The sequence below is a fragment of the Streptomyces sp. NPDC018031 genome, from assembly GCF_044327625.1.
Classification (GTDB): Bacteria; Actinomycetota; Actinomycetes; order Streptomycetales; family Streptomycetaceae; genus Streptomyces.
The window spans coordinates 297,556-317,670 of the sequence record NZ_JBIRFT010000003.1 but is presented as its reverse complement, the minus strand read 5'-3'; the positions used below and the strand labels follow the sequence as shown (position 1 = coordinate 317,670).

Genomic DNA, 20,115 nt, shown 5'->3' with positions numbered 1-20,115 from the left:
GCCGGAGCGAGGGGAGGGGAGATCCGCATGGGGGGACGGTAACCGCATAGTCCGACCGAACTGAAATCGGTTCACCGGGACGGATGGCGACAGGGTTTACGGCGGGTCCGGTTCGTGCCGTTCGGTGGTGTGCCGCACGGTTCGTACGGACGGCGGCCGGGCCGTCACCGACCGGTGGGGAGGCCGGCGCCGGGTGGCCGGGCGCCGGTGCGAGGTGTGCGGCCCGGGCGGTTCGCCGGCGGTTCGCCGACCGGTCGCGGTCAGTGGTACGGGCGGCGTGCGGATGCCCGGCCCGGGGCGTCAGGCGGTGCCCTCCTGGGCGGTGGGCGCCGCGGCCTCCCGTGCGCCGGGGCGCTTGACCACGTACACCGCGCCCGCGCCCGCGGCGAAGAGGGCGAGTACCGAGACGGCGGTGCCGAGCCAGGTGGCGCCCAGCCACTGGCCGCCGAAGTAACCCAGGCTCACGCTGTAGGCGGCCCAGACCAGTCCGGCCACCGCGGACCAGGGCAGGAATTCGGTGACCCGGCGGTGTGCCGCGCCCGCGCTCAGGCTGACCACCGAGCGGCCGGCCGGGGCGAACCGGGCCACCACCACCAGCGGGCCGCCGCCCTTCACCAGGGCGGTGCCCAACTTCTGCTGCGCCGCGGTGAGTCGGCGGGAGCGGGCGATGGCGCGGTCCAGCCGGTCGCTGCCGCGGAACGCGAGCCGGTAGGCGACCAGGTCGCCGAGGACCGAGGCGCCGGCGGCGCAGAGCACCAGGGCGAGCATCTCCGGGAAGACACTGCCGGCCTGCGCGGCGCGGGCGGCGCCGCCCACCACGTCGGCGGTGGTCCCCGCGGCCGCGGTGGCGGCGGTGATGACCAGGACACCGCTGGGCAATACGGGCAGGAAGACGTCAAGGAGCACGGACAGCCCGATCAAGGCATAGATCCAGGGGGTGTTGATCAGTGCCCCCACATGTTCCAGCAACGCGTCTCCCGGTCCCGTTCCCCCCGCCGCGATGTCGCAAGGGAGCGGCAGGAGCGGCCTCTACAGCCGTACAGCGTACGCCTGTACCAGTCGAGGATAGCGATCAGGAGGTGCGGATGTAGTTCTAATCACGTCACATTCGCGTCATGCGGGGCGCTATGCCCCCGCATGACGCGAACGATGACTCATCCGGACCGGGTGCGGGCCGGGTTCGGCCGCCGGTCGCTGGAGGTCAGACGGCGGACGGCCGGCGGCTGGGCTCGGACACCCGCGCGGCGGCGTTCGCGCTGAAGAGGCGGTCCAGCGCCCACGGGCCGGGGCCGGTGAAGACCAGCACCAGGAAGGCCCAGCAGAACATCGCGGACGCCTCGCCGTGGTTCTCTATCGGCCACAGCGCCTCGGACTGGTGCTCCACGAAGTAGGCGTAGGCCATCGAGCCGGAGGAGACGAAGGCGGCGCTGCGGGTGCCCACGCCGACCATCACCAGTCCGCCGCCGACGAGCTGGATGACCGCGGCGTACCAGCCGGGCCAGGTGCCGGCGTCGACGGTGGCGCCGGTGCCCATCAGGCCGCCGAACCAGCCGAACAGGGACGACGCCCCGTGGCAGAAGAACAGCAGGCCCACGACGATGCGGAACAGGGAGATCACGTACGGGCGCGAGCTGTCCAGGCGGGACTCGAGCGAAGTGGGGGACGACATGGGGACGGGACCCTCGTTTCGGTTTCGGGGACGGGAAACAACGAGGGCGCCAGGTTAGGTTCACCTGAGCTTTTGTTGCAAGTTCAAGTTTATGCCATTCTGATGCCGCGAAAGGGGTTGTCGCAGGCTTCCGGCGTCCCGTTTCACGCCCGTGCGGCGCCCGTCAAGGCATCCTCCTGCCATGTTCGGCGGGAGGCGCCCGCGACGTCCCCGGCGGTCACCCGCAGCGCCGCCCGCGCCACCGCGTCGGTGTCGCACAGGGTCACCGAGTTGACCCCGGGCCGGGCGCCCGCCGCGGTCACCCAGTGCACGCCCTCGGTCGGCACCCCGATGGCGAACCGGCGCGGATGCGGCCGGCCCGCCGCGTCCAGGAGCCGGTACGGCTCCGGGGTCACGTCCAGGCCGCCGGTGCGGTACCCGTCCACCTGGTGCGGCCGGCACCCGCCGGTGCGCAGCAGGTCGGCGAGGAGCGGGTCCGCGGTGCGCCGCACGTCCGGCTCGGGGAGCCGGGCCTCGATCAGCGTGGTCACCGTCACCGCCGGCCCCGGCACCTCGGTGGACCGGGCGCGGAACCCGGGCGCCGGCCCGCCGGGGTCCTGGCAGACCACCTCCAGGCCCGGCCCCAGCACCCGGAGCACCCCGGCCTCGACGAGCGCCACCATCTCCTCGATCCGGCGCCGCGGCGGGCCGATCGAGAGGAACGCGTTGAGCGGCGTGTACCAGCGGTCCAGATGGGCCCGGCGGGAGGCGCCCGGCAGCCCCCGGTGGTCGACGATCTGCCGCAGCTCGTTGCGGAGGTCGCGCAGCACGTCCAGCGCCGCCTTCACCGGCCCGGCCACGTTGCCCAGCCGGGCGTGCGCCACGTCCTGGCGCAGATACCGCAGCAGCCAGTCCCGGAAGCCCGCCGCGTCGCCGAACTCGTGTCCGCGGTACGGACGCGCCACCGCCTCCCACGACCAGCGCTCCGCTGCGCCGATGCCGTGCTCGGCCAGGACCGCGGCCTCGGCCGCACTGCCGTGGACGGTGCGCAGGAAGCGTCCGCGGAACCCGGCCGGGTCCCGCGGGGCCCCGCCGGGCGGGGCTCCGGCGGTCGCGGGCGCCGGGGGCCGCGGGCGGCCGGCCAGCAGCGCCTCGTAGTAGACCGTCTCGGTCTCCTTGGCGATCAGCGGCCAGACCTCGGCCAGGAAGTCCGGGGCGTCCCCGGCCGCCGCGCGCTCGCGGAACCGCGCGATCACCCCGGGCGTCAGCAGCAGCGGCTCGTGGCGGCCGCACGGCCCCTTCGCGTTGTCGCCCCGCGAGTGGTACGGAACCCCTCGCCGGGACCCGGCGTGGAGCCGGGGCTCGCGGCCGGACGGCAGGTAGACCAGGCCGCCGCGGCCGTCCGGGGCGAACACTCCGCCCCGGCCGGTGGTGAACAGCGCCATGTGGTCGAAGAAGTTCAGGCCCAGCCCGCGCAGCAGCACCGGCTCGCCCGGCGCGACGTCCGACAGGTCCAGGTCGGCGGGGTTGGCCGGGGGGTGGTAGCGCAGGCCGTGCCGGGCCGCGTAGGCGGTGAACTCCTCCTCCACCGCGTCCGGGCGGGCCGGCAGGTGGCCCTGGGCGAGGACCACCGCGGACAGGCCGGTCAGCTCCCGCCCGTCCTCCAGGGCGAGCCGCTGGGTGCCGTCCCCGTCCTGCCCCAGCCGGACGGCGCGGGTGGTGTGCGGGAGGACCGTCACCGACTCCGGGGCGGTGCGCACCACCCGGTCGAAGACCCACTCCAGGTAGCGGCCGTACAGCGACCGGGGCGGGTAGTCGTCGGGGCCCAGCCGCTCGCCCTGCGCCACGGCCCACTGGTACAGGCTGGGGCCCGGGCGCACCGGTCCCTCGCAGGTCACGCTGGCGTCGGTGAACAGCGTCACCTGCGAGGCGACGGTGTTCATCAGCAGTTCGGCAGGCTGGTCGGTCCGCCACACCCGTCCCGCGCCGGGCGGGGCGGGGTCGATCATGTGCACGGTCACCCGTGTCCCGGGCGCCAGTTCGGCGGCCGAGGCGCACAACCGCTCCAGCACGCTGGTGCCTCGGGGACCTGATCCGACGACGGCTATGGCGTGGTGCTCTCCGGCCAAGATGGACGTCTCCCGGGGACAGGCGCGCGCGGACCAGGGCGCGCGACGGTAACGAGCTCCGGCCACGGGGATCCGAGTGCCGGGCGGAGTCCATCATGCCGCGCGCGGCCGGGGAGTCGAGGGCTCCGGCCCATCCGGCCGCCTGGTGTGGGGCGGATCACTGGGCGGGCCAGTCCTCCTCCGCCACCGTCACCAGGCGGGACCGGCCCTCCCCGGCGGGCCGGGCGTGGTCCAGCCGCAGTCGCCCGGCCCGTCCGCGGAGGGTCAGCGTCATCAGCTGGTTGCCGAACCACGGGCCGCCGGTGCGCCGCCAGCGCAGCCCGGGCCGCCGGGCCCGGCCGTGCCGGCGGAAGGCCCGCCCCAGCCACCGCCCGGGGCGGCTCCAGCCGAACCGGAAGGCGAGGCGGATCCCGAACGGGACCCGGTTGTGCACCGGGGAGCAGGTCAGCTGCCGGACCCGGCTGCGGGGCGGTCGGAGGTGGCCGGACCAGTCCGGCTCGGCGACGTAGGCGTGGTGCACGTCGCCGGAGAGCACGCTGATGGTGGCCGGTGCCCCGGGGCCGGAGCCGGCCTTGGCGAGCACCTCGGTGAGGGTGTCGAAGGAGGCCGGGAACGCGGCCCAGTGCTCCAAGTCGCCCCGCTGCCGCGCCGCCTCGCCCCAGCGCGCCCAGCGGGCGCCGCGCGCGCCCGCGCACACCGCGGCGTTCCAGGTCTCCACGTCGTGCACGAAGTGCGGCAGCAGCCAGGGCAGCGAGGTGCCGACGAGCAGGTGGTCGCAGCCGCCGTCGGCCGTGGTCTGCTCGCGCAGCCAGGTGAGTTCGCCGGCCTCCAGCATCGCCCGGGAGTCCTCCTCCAGCACCCGCGCGGCCCGGGTGTCGACCATCACCAGCCGCACCCGGCCGAAGTCCCGGCGGTAGCTCCAGCGGGTGTGGGAGGGGGAGGCGTCGGCCCGGGCGGCGAAGTCGCGGAGCAGCTCGGTGCCGTCGCCGGCCTCCCGCACCGCGGCGTACAGCTTGTCGGCGGCCAGTTCGGCGGGGGAGAGGTTGCCCAGGTGCTGGTGGACCCAGTACGACATCAGGCCGCTGAGGATCCGCTCGCGCCACCACGGGGTGGCGCGCATCCGCCGCAGCCAGGCGTCCGAGGTGTTCCAGTCGTCGATCACGTCGTGGTCGTCGAAGATCATGCAGCTGGGCACGGTGGACAGCAGCCAGCGGATCTCGGGGTCCAGCCAGGACTCGTAGTACAGCCGGGTGTACTCCTCGTAGTCAGCCACCTGCGGGCCGGGCGGCCGGCCGAGGTCGCGGCGGGTGGCCAGCCAGCGGCGGGTGTCCTCCGAGGTCTCGTCGGCGTACACCTGGTCGCCGAGGAGCAGCAGCACGTCCGGGCGCGGGGCCTCGGGGTCGCTCGCGAGGTCGGCGGCCAGGGTGTCCAGCGCGTCCGGGCCGACGGGGTCGGGCGCCCGTTCGCGGCCGGGTCTGCCGGGCGCGTGCGGCCGTCCCCGGTGCCAATGGTGGTCCCCGGGGACGTGGTCGCCGGGCGGCGCCGCCCACCGGCAGGAGCCGAAGGCGACGCGTACGGTGCGCCCGCCGTCCGGGTCGTCGGCGGGCGGGGTGCGGATGGTGCTGGCCGGGAACGGCGAGTCGGCCGGCGGCCAGACCCGCTCGCCGTCGAGCAGCACCCGGTACGCGGTCTCGGTGCCCGGCCGCAGCCCGGTGACCGGGACCAGCGCGTAGTGGTGGCCGGCGATCCGCCAGGTGCGGGCGGTGCCGCCGGCGCCGTCGGCGCAGCGCACCTCGGCCAGGCACGGACCGTCGGTCTCGACCCAGACGGTGGCGGTGCCGCCCTCGGCGGGCGGCGCGGACGAGCTCTCGACCTGGCGCAGCAGTGGTCCCAGCCGCAGTCCGGCCATCCGGCCCTCCTCCGTCGTACCTGGCGCGTACCCGTTCGTACGGTGGTTCGTACGGTACGGAACGACGGAGGAGGGCGGGAGGGTTCCACCGGAACGGCGGCCGGTCGGGCGGGGGGTTCACCCCGCCGTCACGGGGCGTTCCCGGGCGGCTCGGCGCCGGTTTCGCGGCGCCGGCGCGTCCGGGGCGGGCCCGCGGGTCAGCAGCCGCTGAGGATGGAGCTGAGCTTGGACTTCTCCGCCGAGTCGACGGACAGGCCGTAGGAGTGCTTCACCCAGACCCAGGAGCGGGCGTAGGTGCAGTGGTACGCGGTGCGCGACGGCATCCACTCGGCCGGGTCCTGGTCGCCCTTGGACTGGTTCACGTTGTCCGTGACGGCGAGCAGCTGGGCGCGGGTCAGGTCGTTGGCGAAGTTCTGGCGGGTGGCGGTCGACCAGGAACTGGCGCCGGAACGCCAGGCCTCGGCCAGCGGCACCATGTGGTCGATGTCGATGTCGGAGGCGGCGTGCCAGGTGGCGCCGTCGTACGGGGAGTACCAGCTGCCGCTCACCGCGGCACAGCTGGAGTCGGTGACGACGTTGGTGCCGTCCCGCTTGAGGACGGCCTCCCGGGTGTTGCAGGCGCCGCTCTGGGTGATCCAGTGCGGGAACTTGTCGCGGCTGTAGCCGTCCAGGCTGCCCTCCGCGCGGACGGTCAGCGAGGCCAGGTAGGTCCGGGCGGTGGACGCGCTCGGCGGGGTGGGCGGGGCGGCCTGGGCGGTCGGGGCGCTCAGGAAGAGCGTCCCGAGCAGGGCCGTGAGGCCGCCGAAGACCGAGACGCGACGCGCGTAGAGGCGAGGGCGTGCAACGGTACCGCGCAGTCGGAACATGCGAACTCCCTTGGCAGTGGGGGGACATCATGGCCAGCGGTGCCCGGCCATGGTGGCGACGCCGGATTGCTGTGGGGTGGGCGCCAGGTAACAGGGTGGCGACGCGGTCATGTCAAGGCAAGGGGGTGTCCGTTATTCGTATGGTCTGACCGGTGCCGGGAACGGGGCGGCGACGCCCGGTGATTGACGCCCGGTCGGGTCGGCCCGCCCATAGGGTTGCCGGGTGTTCGCCGATCTTCCGGCCGCGTCCGGCGCGCGGCCGCTCCCGGACCCGCCGGCCGGCGCCCCGGCCCGGCCGTCCGCATGGCCGGTGCCCGGCGACCGGCCGCCGTCCCCGGGCGCCGCCCGGGAGCTCGCCGCCGACACCCTGCTGCCGGTCGACGCCACCCTCGGCATCGTCCTCGCCACCCTGCTGGCGGCCGCCGTCACGGTCGTCGCGCTGGCCCGGCTCGCCGACCGGGACGGGCGCGGCCACCATCGCGCGGTCGCCACCGCGGGACTGCGCGCCGCCGTCCAGCTGGCCGCCGTCTCGTACCTCATCGGCTGGGTGGTCCGCGCCCTGCCGCTGCTGCTGTGCTTCGTGGCGCTGATGTTCGCGGTCGCGGTACGGACCGCCGGCCGCCGGATCACCGGCAACCGCACCTGGTGGTGGGCGGCGGTGCCGATCGGCGCCGGGGTGCTGCCGGTGGTCGCCCTGCTGCTGCTCACCGGGCTGGTCCCGGTCGACGGCATCGCGCTCATCCCGGTCACCGGGATCCTGATCGGCGGCGCGCTCACCGCGACCGTGCTGGCCGGCCGCCGGGCGCTGGACGAGCTGCGGCTGCGGTGGGGCGAGGTGGAGGCCGGTCTGGCGCTGGGGCTGCCGGACCGCGACGCCCGCCTGGAGATCGCCCGCCCGGCCGCGTCGGACGCCCTGCTGCCCGGGCTCGACCAGACCAGGACCGTGGGCCTGGTCACCCTGCCGGGCGCCTTCGTGGGGATGCTGCTGGGCGGCGCGTCCCCGGTCCTGGCGGGCGCGGTCCAGCTGTTCGTCCTGGTCGCGCTGATGGCGGTGCAGGCGGTGGCGGTCGCCGCGGTGCTGGAACTGGTCGCCCGCGGGCGGCTGCACCGGGCGGGGGACGGGGGCGGTCCGGTGGGCGGCCGGGGGAGCGGCGGTGGCGCGAGCGGGGGCGGGGCGCCGGGCGGCCCGGTCCGATGGTGGTCGCGTATCCTGGGGCGAGGAGAAGGGGAGTAGCTCTTCGCCGGACCGTCGACATACTGCCCGCCTCGAATGGCGGGCCGGCGCCCGGAGCCGGTGCGTGCCGCCTGTGCGCACCGTGCCAGCGAGACCTTCGGCCGCAGTGTCCATGACGCTGCCGTGCCGAAGCGACCCCTGGAACAGGCGGCTCCCTCTCGGTGCGGACAGCCCGACCGAACGAGGTACCAGCCCCCGTGTTCGACATCACCGTCGCCGCCGTCGTCTTCGGCGTCGTCTTCCTCGCCGAGCTGCCCGACAAGACCGCCCTCGCCGGGCTGATGCTCGGCACCCGCTACCGGGCCTCGTACGTCTTCGCCGGTGTCGCCGCCGCCTTCGCCGTCCACGTCGCCCTGGCCATCGCCGCGGGCAGCGTGCTGACCCTGCTCCCGCACCGGGTGGTGCAGGGGGTGGTCGGGGTGCTCTTCCTGGCCGGCGCGGCGGTGCTGCTGCTGAAGAAGGACGACGGCGAGGAGGAGATCGGCAAGCCCGCCGACCAGTCCTTCTGGAAGGTGGCCGGGGCCGGTTTCTCGCTCATCCTGGTCGCCGAGTTCGGCGACCTGACCCAGATCATGACCGCGAACCTCGCGGCCCGCTACGACGATCCGCTGTCGGTCGGCGTCGGCGCGGTGCTCGCCCTGTGGGCGGTGGCCGGACTGGGCATCGTCGGCGGCCGGACGCTGATGAGGTACGTGCCGCTGAAGCTGATCACCAAGATCGCGGCGGTGGTGATGCTGGTGCTCGCCGGGCTCTCGCTGTACGAGGCCGCCGCCGGCTGAGCGGCCGGGCGGCCCGGCGACGGGCCGCCCGCCACCGGGACACGGGCCCGGGGGCCGCGGCGTGCCCGGCGGATCCTGGACCGCCGCGGGGGCCCGGGCGCGGGGGCGCCGGGATCAGGGGGCGGTGGTCGCGAAGTGCAGGCGCAGGGAGCCGTCCGGCAGCGCCTCGACGCGTACCTCGGTCAGGTCCCGTACATGCGCGTCGGGCGCGTGCGCGGCGGCCCGCGGGCCGACCCCCACCACGCGCATCCCGGCCGCCCGGGCCGCCGCGATGCCCACCCCGGAGTCCTCGAAGACGACGCAGTCGGCCGGGGCGGAGCCCAGCTCGGCGGCGCCCTTGAGGAAGCCCTCGGGGTCCGGCTTGCTCGCGCCCACCGACTCGGCGGTGATCCGGACGGGCGGCAGCGGCAGGCCGGAGGCGGCCATCCGGGCCGCGGACAGGCCCCGGTCCGCCGAGGTCACCAGGGCGTGCGGCAGTCCGGTGAGGGAGGCCAGGAAGGCCGGGGCGCCGGGCACCGGCACCACACCCGCCACATCGGCGGTCTCCCACTCCAGCATCCGCCGGTTGTCCGCCAGGTTCTCGGCCGCGGGCCGGTCCGGCAGCAGCATCGCCATGGTGGCGTGGCCCTGCCGTCCGTGGACGTGCCGGAGCACGTGTTCCGGGTCCAGCCCCCGCTCCTCGGCCCAGCGGCGCCAGCAGCGCTCCACCACGGCGTCGGAGTCGACGAGGGTGCCGTCCATGTCGAGCAGGAGGGCGTGGGCGGCGAGACCGGGGGCAGCGGCCGAGGACATCGTTGGCCTCCTGGCGGCGGGAACGGATGGCACAAGCGGTTCCGCCCGCCGGTCAGGGAGTGCGGGCGGAACCACTTTGTTCCTCAACGATACAAAGTGAGCGCGGTCAACGCCAACCCCCTCAGGGATCCACCGCCGGCTCCTCGGTCCGGGACTCCAGCACCGCACGGGTCGCCGGGCCGTACACCCCCTCCGGATCGCCGTCCACATCGTGGTCGCGCTGGTACCGCGCGACCGCGTTCCGCACGCCCTCGTCGTACTCGCCGTCCGCGCCGCCCAGATAGGTCAGGGTCTGCTTGAGGCGCTTCTGCAGCTCCACCACCTCGGCGCCGCTGTCGCCCGGCCGCAGCACCGGCGGCCCGGTGGGCTCCGGCGACGGGCTCTGCGACGGGGTGCCGGCCGGCCCGGTCTCCACCGCCGACGGCGACGGGCGGTCCGGTGACGCGGTGCTCGGCGCGGGCGAGGTGGCCGGCGACGGCCGCGCGCTGCCGGCCGGGCCGCGGCTCGGTGTGGCCGAGGTCGCCGCGGCGGGCGGGCCGGCGGGCGTGGTGGCGGGCGGCCCGTCCGGGGTCATGCTGCCGTTCCAGGTCTCCACCGGCCGGGTGGGCAGCGGCGACCGGTGGTCCGGGAGCGCCCGGTCACCGCGGTCCTCACCGGTGTCGCCGCCCAGCAGCCCGGTGCCGAACGCGAGCGTGCCGGCCAGCGCGACCACCGCCGCCGCGGCCGACACCGCGACCAGCGGCCTGCTCCGGCGGTGCCGGGCCCGGGTGTCCGCGGCCGGACCGGTGTCCGCCGGGGCGTCCGCGGCGTCCGGGAGGCCCGCCGGGCCGCCGGCACCGAGGGGCACGGGCCCGGGGTCCGCCCGGCCGGCGGGGAAGGCCGCGCCGGGCGCGGCGCCGGCGGCGCGTTCGCCGTCCGGGCCGGTGGCGGGCCCCGGGTCCCGCCGGGCGGGCCGGTGCCCGGACGCGGGTCCGGGGGCGGCGGCGCCCGGCTCCCCACCGGGCCCGTCCGGGCCGTCCCACCCGCCGGCGGCCGGGCCCGCCGGCCGCGTTCTGAACAGCGCGGCGCCTCTCGCGCCGCCCAGCCGCCGGTCGTCGGGGCCGACGTAGGGGTGCGCCGCCGCGGGTCTCGCGGCGCGGTCCGCCGCGCCGGGCGCCGCGCCGGGCGCGGTGTCCGCGGGGTGCGGGTGCCGGGCGGCGGCCGCGGCGCGCGCGGCACAGGCGCATCCGGGGCGTCCGTTCTCGCGCGGGGGCGCGAGGCAGTGCGGGCAGTCGTCTGCCGTCACAAGTCTGTCCCTCCCTGGAGTCGCAGCGATTATGCGGGCCCGAAACCGGTCTCCGCAGGGCTTCGGGATGGCCGCCGGGTGCCGGGCGGATGGCCACCGGACGCCGGGCGGGTGCCGGGCGGATCGCCGGACGGACCCGCTCGACGGGCCGTACCAGGGCATACGGGTGAGGATGGCTGGACGGGCCCGCCGGACCGGCCGCGAGCCCGCCCGGGCGGACCCGGCCGGTCCGGACCGCCGCCGCACGGCGCCCGGGCCGCGCCCGCCGCCCGGCCCGGCCCCGAGCCGCGTGACCGACCCGAGGAGGGGTGATGGCGCAGGAGGAGAGGAGCTCCCGCTCCGGACCGCCCCCGCCCGGCGCCCCGGTCGCCGAACCCGGCGCGGAGCAGCCGCGGAGCTCCCTGCTGGTCGCCATCGGCGCCCTGCTGCTGGGCATGCTGCTCGCCGCCCTGGACCAGACGATCGTCTCGACCGCGCTGCCCACCATCGTCAGCGACCTCGGTGGCCTGGACCATCTGTCCTGGGTGGTCACCGCCTATCTGCTCGCCTCCACCGCGGCCACCCCGCTGTGGGGCAAACTCGGTGACCAGTACGGCCGCAAACGCCTCTACCAGCTGGCCATCGTCATCTTCCTGGCGGGCTCGGCGCTCTGCGGCCTGGCCCAGAACATGCCGCAGCTGATCGCCTTCCGCGCCGTGCAGGGCCTGGGCGGCGGCGGGCTGATCGTGCTCTCCATGGCGATCGTCGGAGACCTGGTCCCACCCCGGGAGCGCGGCCGCTACCAGGGCCTGTTCGGCGCGGTCTTCGGCGGCACCAGCGTGCTCGGCCCGCTGCTCGGCGGCCTCTTCGTCGACCACCTCAGCTGGCGCTGGGTCTTCTACATCAACCTGCCGGTGGGCGCGGTGGCCCTCGCGGTGATCGCCACGGTGCTGCACATCCCGGCCCGCGGCACCCGGCACACCATCGACTACCTCGGCACCTTCCTGATCGCCGCGGTGGCCGCGTCCCTGGTGCTCATGACCTCGCTCGGCGGGGTCAGCTACGACTGGGGCTCGGCGCAGATCATCGGGCTCGGGGTGCTGGGCGCGGTGCTCCTGGTCGCCTTCGTCCAGGTCGAGCGGCGCGCCGTGGAGCCGGTGCTGCCGCTGAAGCTCTTCCGCAGCCGGACCTTCGCGCTCTGCTCCGTCATCGGCTTCGTCGTCGGCTTCGCGATGTTCGGCAGCATGACCTACCTGCCGACCTTCCTCCAGGTCGTGCAGGGCGTCTCGCCCACCATGTCCGGGGTCCACATGCTCCCCATGGTCCTCGGCATGCTGCTCGCCTCCACCGGCTCCGGGCAGATCGTCAGCCGCACCGGGCGCTACCGGTTCTTCCCCATCGCCGGCACCGGGGTGACCGCGCTCGGCCTGCTGCTCCTGCACCAGCTCGACGTGTCCAGCTCGGACGCCGGGATCAGCGCCTCCTTCTTCGTGTTCGGCTTCGGACTGGGCCTGGTCATGCAGGTGCTGGTGCTGATCGTGCAGAACGCCGTCGCCTACCGCGACCTGGGCGTCGCCACCTCGGGAGCCACCTTCTTCCGCTCCATCGGGGCCTCCTTCGGCGTCTCCATCTTCGGCACCGTCTTCGCCCACCAACTCGGCCCCCGGATCGAGGACGCGCTCGCCGGCCGGCCCCTGCCACCGGGCGTGGACCCCGGTGAACTGAGCGGCGACCCGCGCGCGGTGTCCCGGCTGCCGGCCGACGAGCGCGCCGGGGTGCTCGACGCCTACGCCGACTCCATCACCGACGTCTTCCTGTACGCGGTGCCGGTGGTACTCGTCGCCTTCGTCCTCGCCTGGTTCCTCCGGGAGGAGCCGCTGCGCGGCTCGGTCACCGCCCCCGACACCAGCGAGGTGCTCTCCAGCAACCCCGTCGAGCGCACCTCGCGAGAGGAGTGCGCCCGAGCGCTGTCCCTGCTCGGCAGCCGCGAGGGCCGCCGGCAGGTGTACGCGGACATCACCGAACGCGCCGGACTCGACCTGCAGCCCGCCGCGAGCTGGCTGCTGCTGCGGATCAACCACTACGGATCTGCGGAGCCCTATCTGCTCGCGGAACGCACGACCGTGCCGCTGCGCGCCCTCACCGAGGCGGCCCGCCAGGTCGAGTCGCGCGGCCTCGCGGTGCGGCAGGGACTGCCGCTGGTGCTGACGGACGGCGGGCGCGCGGTGGCGGCCCGGCTGCTGCGGGCCCGGGAGGAGACGCTCGCCGAACTGCTCGGCGACTGGTGGACGGCCGACCGCCCCACCGACCTCAGGGAACTGGTCGACCAGCTCAGCCGCGAACTGTGCGGTTCGGACGCCGAGCAGCCCCACGACGGCGGTGACCGCGGCGGCGACTGGCGGCCCCCGCCGCCGCGCCACGCCTAGCGCGGCGGCGGGAACCCTCAGGCGGACGGGGGAGGCCCCGGCGGGTTCAGGCGGTGAGGAGGAGGTCCTTGCCGTAGAAGCACTCCGCGTACCGGTCCTCCTTGTACGCCGGGATCTCGGCGTACCCGTGCCGGGCGTAGAGCGCGCGCGCCTCCACCAGGTCCAGCCGGGTGTCCAGGGTGATGCGCCGCGCGCCCAGGTCCCGGGCCGCCCGGTCGGCCGCCGCCAGCAGCCGCCCCCCGCCGCCCAGCCCGCGGTGGGCGGGGCGGACGAACATCCGGGTGAGTTCCACGGTGACCTCGTCCCACCGCCGCAGCCCGACGCACCCCGCGGGCTCGCCGTCGTACCGGGCCACCAGCAGCACGCCGTGCGGCGGCACGAGGTCGTCGCTGTGGTGCTCGGCCAGTCCGCCCTCGATCTCCTCGGGGGTGGCCGGGTATCCCCGGTGCAGCCGGTACCAGCGGTCGGCCACCTCCACGAAGTACTCCCGGAGCAGGGCGGCCGCGGTGGGTGAGTGCACCGGCTCGGCGGCGGCGGTCCAGCGGGTGCGGGGGTCTGCGCTCTCGGTCATGGCCGTCATGATCGCAGCGGCGGCCCGCCGCGCCCAGCGGGATTCCGCCCGGGCGGGCCGGCGCCACGGCGCCCGCGGGCCCGGCAACGCGGCCCGGTGCACCACGCGGGTGCGATGCCCGGCACCAGCGCTCGGGTGGGCCCGGCGCCGCAGCCCGTGCGAGCCGCCGCAGCCGTGCGAGCCGCCGCAGCCCGTGCGAGCCGGCACCACCGCGGGCGGCCACGGCACCACCGCCCGGGTGGTGGCCGGGGCCGGCCGGGCGGCGGGTACAGCCGGGCGGCGCCGGTTCCGGCTGTCGACCGGTACGGGTACGGCCGGGCGGGGGTGCCGCCCGGCCGTACCCGTACGCACCGCTAGGCGGGGGTGCCGCCGCCCCGGCCCTCGCCGGAGTCGCCGCCGCGCCGATGGCCCTCGCCGTGGCCGCCGAACCGGTGCCGGGCCTGGTCGGCGCCCTTGTGGATGTGGCCCGTGTGCTTTCCGCCGGTACGCCGGTCGGCCTCGTCGGCGGCCTTGTCGATGCCCCGTCCGGTCTGGTCGGGGTGTTCCTTGGCAGCGCCGGTGACCTTGTTCTTGAGGTTCTTCATGCTGTCCATCAAGCCCATGGGAACCACTCTTCTCGCTGGGGCGGACCTTCCCTCACAGGGTTCGGCGTGACCGGGCGCCGGGCGAACGGAGGTACTCCGATCGGGTGATGATGGCGCCCGGCGGGCGAGCGGCCCGGAAGGACCGGGCGAACGGCGGGAAGGGCCCGCCACCCGACGGTGGCGAGCGGCCCGGAAGGGCCCGGGCACGGCGGTCGGGCTTCCGCCGTCCACCGCGCGGCGGACGGCGGAAGCGGGCGTCAGGACTGCTTGGGCGCCGCCTGCTGGACGACCTCGAAGGACCACAGGGTCGAGCCGGACGCGGCGGGCCGGGGCCGGGCGGCACCCTCTCCGCCGCCGTCCCCGCCGCCCTGGTGCGCCGCCTTCATCGGGCCTTCCATCCAGGCCGCGAAGTCCTCCTCGCTGCGCCAGCGCGTGTACACCAGGTACTGGTCGGTGCCCTCGACCGGCCGCAGCAGCTCGAACCACTCGAAGCCGTCGGAGTTCTCCACGGCCCCCGCGCGGGAGGCGAAACGCTGCTCCAGCACCTCCCGCTGCTCGGCCGGCACGGTCAGCACATTGATCTTCACGATGCTCATACGGCCATCCTGCCGCACGGCCGGGGACGGGCCGCGCGGCAGGCGCCGGGTCGGCCGGATCCGCCGGGTCCGCACCCCCGTGCGCCCCAGTCAGATATCAACTGATAGGGGGAAACGTCCCGTATGCTCCGCCCGTGGCGGCGGCCGGCAAGGGCCGTGAGGCCCGGCGGAGTTCCCTCCGCCCGGTGCGGCCGAACGAGCGGAAGCGAAGAGTGGGGGAGCGGCGGGGCGTGACGAAAGCGGAGCGGAGCGGACTGGCCGAGGCCCCGGGCAAGGGGCCGGAACCCGGTGCCGTGGCCGGGCCACGGACGTCCCGGACCGGCGTGACGCTCGCCGCCCTGTGGCTCCTCGCCGGGCTCCTGGCCGCCCGTCAGGCGGTCGCGGTGCTGCGCCGGCCCGCCGGGGAACGACTCACCGACCTGGAGACCTGGATCGGTGACCAGGGCGTGCTGCATGTCGGCGGCTCCCTCTACGAGGGGGACAGCTTCACCGGCACCCCGTTCTCCGGACTGGTCCTCAAACCGCTGACCCGGGCCGCCGAACAGAGCCTCGGTGTCGCCTGGACCTTCGGCACCCTGCTGCTGGTGGTGGCGCTCGGGCTGGTGGTGGCGCGGGCCCTGCCCGCGCAGGTGTCCCGGAACACCAAGCTGCTCGCCGCGCCGGTCGCCATCAGCCTGATGGCGCTGTCGCTGCCGGTCCGCAGCACCTTCACACTCGGCCAGACCAGCATCATCCCGGTACTGCTGGTGCTGCTGACCCTGCTGCGCAGGACCTCCGGCCGGCAGGCCGGGCTGCTCACCGGGCTCGCCGCGGCCCTGCAGCCCGCGTTGCTGCTCTTCGCCGTCCTCCACTGGCTCACCGGGCAGCGCCGGGCGGTCGCCTTCGGCGCCGGCACCTTCGCCGTGACCACCGCGCTGGCCTGGGCCGTGATACCGCGGGAGTCGCGGACGTACTGGTTCCACCACATCGGCGGCGCCGGGCTCGGCGCGCCCGCCGACAGCCTGTCCAACCAGTCGCTGCACGGTCTGCTGCTCCGGCTGGGCCTGCACGGACCGCTGGAGCTCGCCCTGCTGGCGGTGCTGGCGCCGGCGGTCGTCTGGTTCGGACTGCGGCGCGCGGTGCGGTACGCCGAGGACGGGCAGCTGCTGCTCGCGGTGGCCGTCACCGGCTGCGTGGCGCTGGCCGTTTCGCCCACCTCCTGGCAGTACCAGCAGCTGTGGATCCTGCTGGCCATCGTCGGCCGGGTCGGCAAGCGCCGTTCCGACCGGCTGATGTGGCCGGTGATCGTGATGCTGGTGATGTCGCTCAGCCGGACCGCGCTGCTGCCGGACATCAGGCTCTACGACGTCCTCGGCGACAACGCCCCGCTGCTGGCCGCGCTGGCCGCCGCGCTGGTGGTGCCGTTCATGGCGCGCACCTCGCCGCTGTGGTCGGCGCCCGAGGCCACCGCCCTGGCCGCCGCGGAGCGCGGCCGCTTCCGGTACGTCCCGCTGCTGCGCTCGTACCGGCGGCCGCTGTCCCGTCCGAACCTGCTCCTGGAACTGCTGCTGATCCGGGTGTTCTACTTCGGCTACTCCTGTGTGCGCGGCGGTGCGCCCGATTCGCGGAGCCTCGCCGAGGGCCACGGCCGGCAGATCCTGGCCGCCGAGGAGTGGCTGAGGATCGACGTCGAGTACTGGTTCAACCACCTGGTGGCCGGCACCCCGTGGCTGAAGGAGAGCATGGGGTACTACTACTCCACCTTCCACTTCCTGGTGCCGATGTCGCTGCTGGGCTGGCTCTACGTGTGCCGCCCCGCCGCCTACCGGTGGGCGCGCACCCCGCTGGGCCTCGCCACCCTGCTGGCCCTGGCCGGCTTCTGGCTCTACCCGCTCGCGCCGCCGCGCCTGATGCCGGGGCTGGGCTACATCGACACCGCGCACGGCCCGCAGGACTTCGACGACCCCGACTTCGGCGCGCTCACCAAGCTGTCCAACCAGTACGCGGCGATGCCGTCGCTGCACGTGGGCTGGTCGCTGTGGTGCGGTGTGATCATCGCGATGGTGGCGCCGAGGCCGTGGATCAAGGTGCTGGGCATGCTGTACCCGCTGATGACGGTCGCCGTCATCGTGGGCACCGCCAACCACTACGTGCTGGACGCGGTGGGCGGCGCCCTCGTCGTGACCGTCGGTTTCGCGCTGCAGTACGTGCTGACCGGCACCCGGCGGGTGCCGCGGACCGACCGGGACCTGTCGTTCCGGGACCTGCCGCGCACCGCGCTGGCGGCGGTCCGGGCGCTGCCCGGCCCCGCCCGGATGAAGCGGGCGCCGACCGCGGGTGACGGGCACCGCGGCGGACCCCGGACCGGGCTCTCCGCCGGCGGCGGAGAGGCCCCGGCCGGCGGCGGGCCGGCGGACGGCACCTCCGCGCCCGGGAGACCGGCCGGCCCCGCACCGGCGGACCGCGGCCCCCTGGCGGGCGGCCCGGCCGACGAGGAACCGGATCCGGCCGTGCGCTCCGTTCCCCGGTCGAGCGGCGGCACCGGCCTATAGCGTCGTGCCCGCAGCTCATATCCGTGAGAGCGATGATGACGGGAGACGTCTCAGATGTCTTTGGTGACGACGGCGCTGGCCGTTTCGATGGCCTCGGTATCCGCCGCGAGCGGGACCCAGTGCCCGGTGACGATCGTGCAGGAGAGGTACCAGGCGGTCTCCGGCACCGGTGTCCAGGACGCGGTGACGTATGACACCGCCTCCATTCCGGAGGGCAGCCGGGTGACGGTCCTCAAGCACCCGACCGCGGACGGGGGTTCCCGGGTCGTGCTGCGGATACGGGGAGTCGAGGCGAACCGGACGTTCGGCGCTCATGTGCACACCAAGCCCTGTGGGGCGCTGCCCGCCGACGCGGGCCCGCACTACCAGGACGTGGTGGATCCCAAGCAGCCCTCCACCGACTCCGCCTACGCCAACCCGCGCAACGAGATCTGGCTGGACCTGACCACCGACCGGCGGGGTTCGGGCCGGGCGGAGGCCGTGGTGGACTGGAAGTTCCGTGCGCAGGGGGCGCGTTCGGTGGTGGTGCACGAGCACGCCACCAACACCCATGACGGCCACGCGGGCACCGCGGGCGCCCGACTGGCGTGCGTGACGGTGCCGTTCGCGTAGCGCGGGTCCCGGTGTGCCGGCACCCGGGGGCGGGCATCCGCCGCCGGGTGCCGGGGCGTCGGACGCGGGTGCGCCGGGCCGGGCGGAACCCCGCCCGGCCCGGCGCGGATCGCCGCTCCTCCATGGTCCGGCGGCCGGCGCGCCGCCGCCACCGGAGCGGCGCCCCGGGAGCCGGCGCGCCGCCGTCCGGACCGGTCCTAGCCGGTCACGGTGATCTGCTGGGTGGGGTCGGTGACGTCGGTGATGTCATAGGCGACGGTGAACGTGGAGGTGGTGGAGCTGGTCGGGCAGCCGAAGCCACCGACCACCTTCACCGGCACCGAGACCCCCGAGAAGGCGAGCTTGGCCGGGGTGCCGTTGGTCCAGGTGCCGGTCACCGAGGCGCTGGAGGTGGGCGCGGCGGTCACCGTGCAGCTGGCCAGTCCGCTGGTCTTGAGGACGAAGCCGCCGGTCGGGATGGTGAGGCTGGCGGTGGACGGCGAGCCGTTCTGGACCGAGACGCCCCAGTCGCCGCTGGTGGTGACGGTGGGCGTGACGCCGGGGAGGCTGGCGGTGCAGGAGCTGTAGGTGGGCGCGCTGAGCGGGCCGCCGACCGGGCCGTCGGCGTTGGTGTTGTTCGGAGCCGCCGGGATCTGGTTCTTCCCGTCGGTGCCGGTCGGGGAGGCGGAGACGGAGACGGAGCAGGTCACGGTCACCGATCCGGCCTTGAAGGTGGCCTTTCCGGAGAGCGTGGCCTTGAAGTAGTGGCCGGCGGGGGTGACCGTGGTCGACCCGGCCGCCGCGCCGGTGGGCAGCGCGGTGGCGGTGCCCGCGACGGTCAGCGCGGCGGCGGTGGCCAGACCGGCACCCGCGGTGAGCAGGGCGCGGCCTCGTAAGGTGCGGTTGAGGGACATGGGGTTGCGGCTCCTTCGTGAGGGTTGTGTGGTGCGCGATGGTGCGTCGGGGGGTGGGTTCAGGGGGTGGACGCGGAGCTCGGCGCGGTCTCCGTCCCGGGACCGGACGCCGTCCCGGGGCCGGTCGCGGACGCGGGGTCTTCGTCCCCGGGCACGCGGTCCGGTCCGGCCGCGTCGGCGGGCCCGGACGCCCGGGCCGGGCCGGGCTTCGGCGGCACCGGCTGCCAGGCGAAGATCAGGCTGCCGCCGATGACGCCGGCGATGGTGCCGAGGAAGAAGCCGCCCAGGTTGGACAGGACGAGGGCGGCCGCGGCGACCAGGACGGCCAGCACGCCGGCGAGTCCGCGGTGGTGCGGCGCGAACCAGGCGCTGAGTCCCAGGACGATCAGGACGAGTCCGATGAGCACCGACACGATCCCGGTGACGCCCTGGAGGACCATGACCTTCAGCGGGGCCAGCGGTATGGAGCTGATCTCCGCGCCCGCGGCGACGGTGACCAGGCCGCCCCAGAACGGCCGGCTCCTACGCCACCGGCGCCATCTCAGAAGCATTCCTTCTTGCCCTTGCTGATCTTCATGCTCAGGCCGTTGAGCTTGAAGGTCCCGGCGGTGGTCGCCCAGGCCGTGGTGCGCAGGTCGACGATGCGGACGTCGTCGGCCTGCTGGGAGAACAGGTCCTGCATGCCCTGGGCGCCGTCCGGGCCCTTGTCGAGGGTGGAGGCGTCCCGGCCGATCTCGATGTTGTTGAAGCTGGCGTCACCGGCGATGTCGGTGGCGTCCATGTAGAGGTCGGTGGCCTCGACGGACTTGCCGCCGGTGCCGGCCGACAGCTTCAGCGAGATGTCGCCGATGATGGGCAGGTGGGTGACCACGGACTGGCACAGGTTGTCGATCTTCGCCTCGCGGATGGCGGTGACCGCGACCGGCAGCAGGTCCTCGCGGGCGTTGACGTCCACACTGCCGTACTGGGCGAAGCCCTCGCCCCTGAGCTGGTCGGCGGAGACCTTGAACTGCTGCCCCGACACCGCGAACGACGCGGCGATGGCACCGTTGGCGAGGGCGACGGCGAGCGCGGCGGTCGCGGCGAAGCCCGGCACGGAGAGGACGGCGAACCGGCGCCACCTCACACGTCCAGTGATATGTCTGCCTTGTTCATCCTTCATGGTGAGAAGTCCCCTTCAGGCGTGCGGAAGTGCCCTGCGGTGTGCGCGTGGGGGGAGTGCCTGCGGCGTGCGTATGAGCGGCGCGGGGTCGTGCGGCGGGGGTGCGGCGCAGGCCGGAT

General features: G+C 75.1%; 18 protein-coding genes. 5 read left to right on the top strand and 13 right to left on the bottom strand.

Annotated features, from left to right (window positions below; translation table 11 throughout):
• Window positions 1-300: 300 nt before the first annotated feature.
• From ACH4B3_RS11670 to ACH4B3_RS11650, 5 genes are all read right to left on the bottom strand, one after another.
• Window positions 301-969 carry a DedA family protein gene (locus ACH4B3_RS11670; RefSeq protein ID WP_398462607.1) on the bottom strand — a complete coding sequence of 223 codons (669 nt, stop codon included), beginning with the start codon at window positions 967-969 and terminating at the stop codon, window positions 301-303.
• Between the two features lie 232 nt (window positions 970-1,201).
• On the bottom strand, window positions 1,202-1,669 hold the full coding sequence (locus tag ACH4B3_RS11665) for a DoxX family protein (protein ID WP_398462606.1): 468 nt from the start codon (window positions 1,667-1,669) through the stop codon (window positions 1,202-1,204).
• 143 nt (window positions 1,670-1,812) lie between these two features.
• Window positions 1,813-3,777 (bottom strand): FAD/NAD(P)-binding protein, encoded by a 1,965-nt coding sequence (locus ACH4B3_RS11660; RefSeq protein WP_398462605.1) that lies wholly within the window; start codon window positions 3,775-3,777, stop codon window positions 1,813-1,815.
• 157 nt (window positions 3,778-3,934) lie between these two features.
• Complete coding sequence (locus ACH4B3_RS11655) at window positions 3,935-5,686, bottom strand: alkaline phosphatase D family protein (protein ID WP_398462604.1); 1,752 nt, start codon at window positions 5,684-5,686, stop codon at window positions 3,935-3,937.
• Between the two features lie 197 nt (window positions 5,687-5,883).
• Window positions 5,884-6,552 (bottom strand): HNH endonuclease family protein, encoded by a 669-nt coding sequence (locus tag ACH4B3_RS11650; RefSeq protein ID WP_398462603.1) that lies wholly within the window; start codon window positions 6,550-6,552, stop codon window positions 5,884-5,886.
• 367 nt (window positions 6,553-6,919) lie between these two features.
• On the opposite strand from ACH4B3_RS11650, the gene ACH4B3_RS11645 reads away from it, so the two are divergent.
• Complete coding sequence (locus ACH4B3_RS11645; RefSeq protein ID WP_398462758.1) at window positions 6,920-7,786, top strand: ABC transporter permease; 867 nt, start codon at window positions 6,920-6,922, stop codon at window positions 7,784-7,786.
• Between the two features lie 197 nt (window positions 7,787-7,983).
• Window positions 7,984-8,565, top strand: a complete 582-nt coding sequence (locus tag ACH4B3_RS11640; RefSeq protein WP_398462602.1) for a TMEM165/GDT1 family protein — start codon at window positions 7,984-7,986, stop codon at window positions 8,563-8,565.
• A gap of 114 nt (window positions 8,566-8,679) precedes the next feature.
• On the opposite strand, the gene ACH4B3_RS11635 is transcribed toward ACH4B3_RS11640, so the two are convergent.
• Entirely contained in the window at window positions 8,680-9,357 is a 678-nt protein-coding gene (locus ACH4B3_RS11635) for an HAD-IA family hydrolase (RefSeq protein WP_398462601.1), read from the bottom strand.
• A gap of 121 nt (window positions 9,358-9,478) precedes the next feature.
• A complete protein-coding gene (locus ACH4B3_RS11630) occupies window positions 9,479-10,204 on the bottom strand; it encodes a peptidoglycan-binding protein (RefSeq protein ID WP_398462600.1) in 726 nt (241 codons plus the stop codon).
• Window positions 10,205-10,953: 749 nt separating this feature from the next.
• Here ACH4B3_RS11630 and ACH4B3_RS11625 point away from each other — a divergent pair.
• Window positions 10,954-13,047: a DHA2 family efflux MFS transporter permease subunit gene (locus ACH4B3_RS11625; RefSeq protein WP_398462599.1), complete on the top strand. Its 2,094-nt coding sequence runs from the start codon at window positions 10,954-10,956 to the stop codon at window positions 13,045-13,047.
• 46 nt (window positions 13,048-13,093) lie between these two features.
• On the opposite strand, the gene ACH4B3_RS11620 is transcribed toward ACH4B3_RS11625, so the two are convergent.
• The 3 genes from ACH4B3_RS11620 to ACH4B3_RS11610 form a co-directional block, all read right to left on the bottom strand.
• A complete protein-coding gene (locus tag ACH4B3_RS11620; RefSeq protein WP_398462598.1) occupies window positions 13,094-13,618 on the bottom strand; it encodes a GNAT family N-acetyltransferase in 525 nt (174 codons plus the stop codon).
• Window positions 13,619-13,971: 353 nt separating this feature from the next.
• A complete protein-coding gene (locus ACH4B3_RS11615; protein ID WP_398462597.1) occupies window positions 13,972-14,211 on the bottom strand; it encodes an antitoxin in 240 nt (79 codons plus the stop codon).
• 248 nt (window positions 14,212-14,459) lie between these two features.
• Entirely contained in the window at window positions 14,460-14,798 is a 339-nt protein-coding gene (locus tag ACH4B3_RS11610) for an antibiotic biosynthesis monooxygenase family protein (RefSeq protein WP_398462596.1), read from the bottom strand.
• A 230-nt stretch (window positions 14,799-15,028) separates the two neighbouring features.
• Here ACH4B3_RS11610 and ACH4B3_RS11605 point away from each other — a divergent pair, with 230 nt between their 5' ends.
• Window positions 15,029-17,329, top strand: a complete 2,301-nt coding sequence (locus ACH4B3_RS11605) for a bifunctional glycosyltransferase 87/phosphatase PAP2 family protein (protein ID WP_398462595.1) — start codon at window positions 15,029-15,031, stop codon at window positions 17,327-17,329.
• Between the two features lie 54 nt (window positions 17,330-17,383).
• Entirely contained in the window at window positions 17,384-17,941 is a 558-nt protein-coding gene (locus tag ACH4B3_RS11600) for a superoxide dismutase family protein (RefSeq protein ID WP_398462594.1), read from the top strand.
• A 197-nt stretch (window positions 17,942-18,138) separates the two neighbouring features.
• Here the strand turns inward: ACH4B3_RS11600 and ACH4B3_RS11595 are convergent, their stop codons facing one another.
• Genes ACH4B3_RS11595 through ACH4B3_RS11585 form a run of 3 tightly spaced genes read right to left on the bottom strand, consistent with a single transcriptional unit; the run spans window position 18,139 to window position 19,996 of the window.
• Window positions 18,139-18,834 carry a hypothetical protein gene (locus ACH4B3_RS11595; protein ID WP_398462593.1) on the bottom strand — a complete coding sequence of 232 codons (696 nt, stop codon included), beginning with the start codon at window positions 18,832-18,834 and terminating at the stop codon, window positions 18,139-18,141.
• Window positions 18,835-18,893: 59 nt separating this feature from the next.
• Window positions 18,894-19,385, bottom strand: coding sequence for a DUF6114 domain-containing protein (locus tag ACH4B3_RS11590; protein ID WP_398462592.1), 492 nt, complete (start codon window positions 19,383-19,385; stop codon window positions 18,894-18,896).
• On the bottom strand, window positions 19,376-19,996 hold the full coding sequence (locus tag ACH4B3_RS11585; protein WP_398462591.1) for a DUF6230 family protein: 621 nt from the start codon (window positions 19,994-19,996) through the stop codon (window positions 19,376-19,378). The genes ACH4B3_RS11590 and ACH4B3_RS11585 overlap by 10 nt, the downstream gene beginning before the upstream one ends.
• Window positions 19,997-20,115: the final 119 nt, after the last annotated feature.

Excerpts from the sequence above, each read along its gene's own strand:
- ACH4B3_RS11615 (WP_398462597.1), bottom strand. The coding sequence starts at position 14,211 with ATGGACAGCATGAAGAACCTCAAGAACAAGGTCACCGGCGCTGCCAAG.
- ACH4B3_RS11600 (WP_398462594.1), top strand. The coding sequence starts at position 17,384 with ATGTCTTTGGTGACGACGGCGCTGGCCGTTTCGATGGCCTCGGTATCC.
- ACH4B3_RS11665 (WP_398462606.1), bottom strand. The coding sequence starts at position 1,669 with ATGTCGTCCCCCACTTCGCTCGAGTCCCGCCTGGACAGCTCGCGCCCG.
- ACH4B3_RS11610 (WP_398462596.1), bottom strand. The coding sequence starts at position 14,798 with ATGAGCATCGTGAAGATCAATGTGCTGACCGTGCCGGCCGAGCAGCGG.
- ACH4B3_RS11620 (WP_398462598.1), bottom strand. The coding sequence starts at position 13,618 with ATGACCGAGAGCGCAGACCCCCGCACCCGCTGGACCGCCGCCGCCGAG.
- ACH4B3_RS11655 (WP_398462604.1), bottom strand. The coding sequence starts at position 5,686 with ATGGCCGGACTGCGGCTGGGACCACTGCTGCGCCAGGTCGAGAGCTCG.
- ACH4B3_RS11635 (WP_398462601.1), bottom strand. The coding sequence starts at position 9,357 with ATGTCCTCGGCCGCTGCCCCCGGTCTCGCCGCCCACGCCCTCCTGCTC.
- ACH4B3_RS11625 (WP_398462599.1), top strand. The coding sequence starts at position 10,954 with ATGGCGCAGGAGGAGAGGAGCTCCCGCTCCGGACCGCCCCCGCCCGGC.
- ACH4B3_RS11595 (WP_398462593.1), bottom strand. The coding sequence starts at position 18,834 with ATGTCCCTCAACCGCACCTTACGAGGCCGCGCCCTGCTCACCGCGGGT.
- ACH4B3_RS11585 (WP_398462591.1), bottom strand. The coding sequence starts at position 19,996 with ATGAAGGATGAACAAGGCAGACATATCACTGGACGTGTGAGGTGGCGC.
- ACH4B3_RS11590 (WP_398462592.1), bottom strand. The coding sequence starts at position 19,385 with ATGCTTCTGAGATGGCGCCGGTGGCGTAGGAGCCGGCCGTTCTGGGGC.
- ACH4B3_RS11650 (WP_398462603.1), bottom strand. The coding sequence starts at position 6,552 with ATGTTCCGACTGCGCGGTACCGTTGCACGCCCTCGCCTCTACGCGCGT.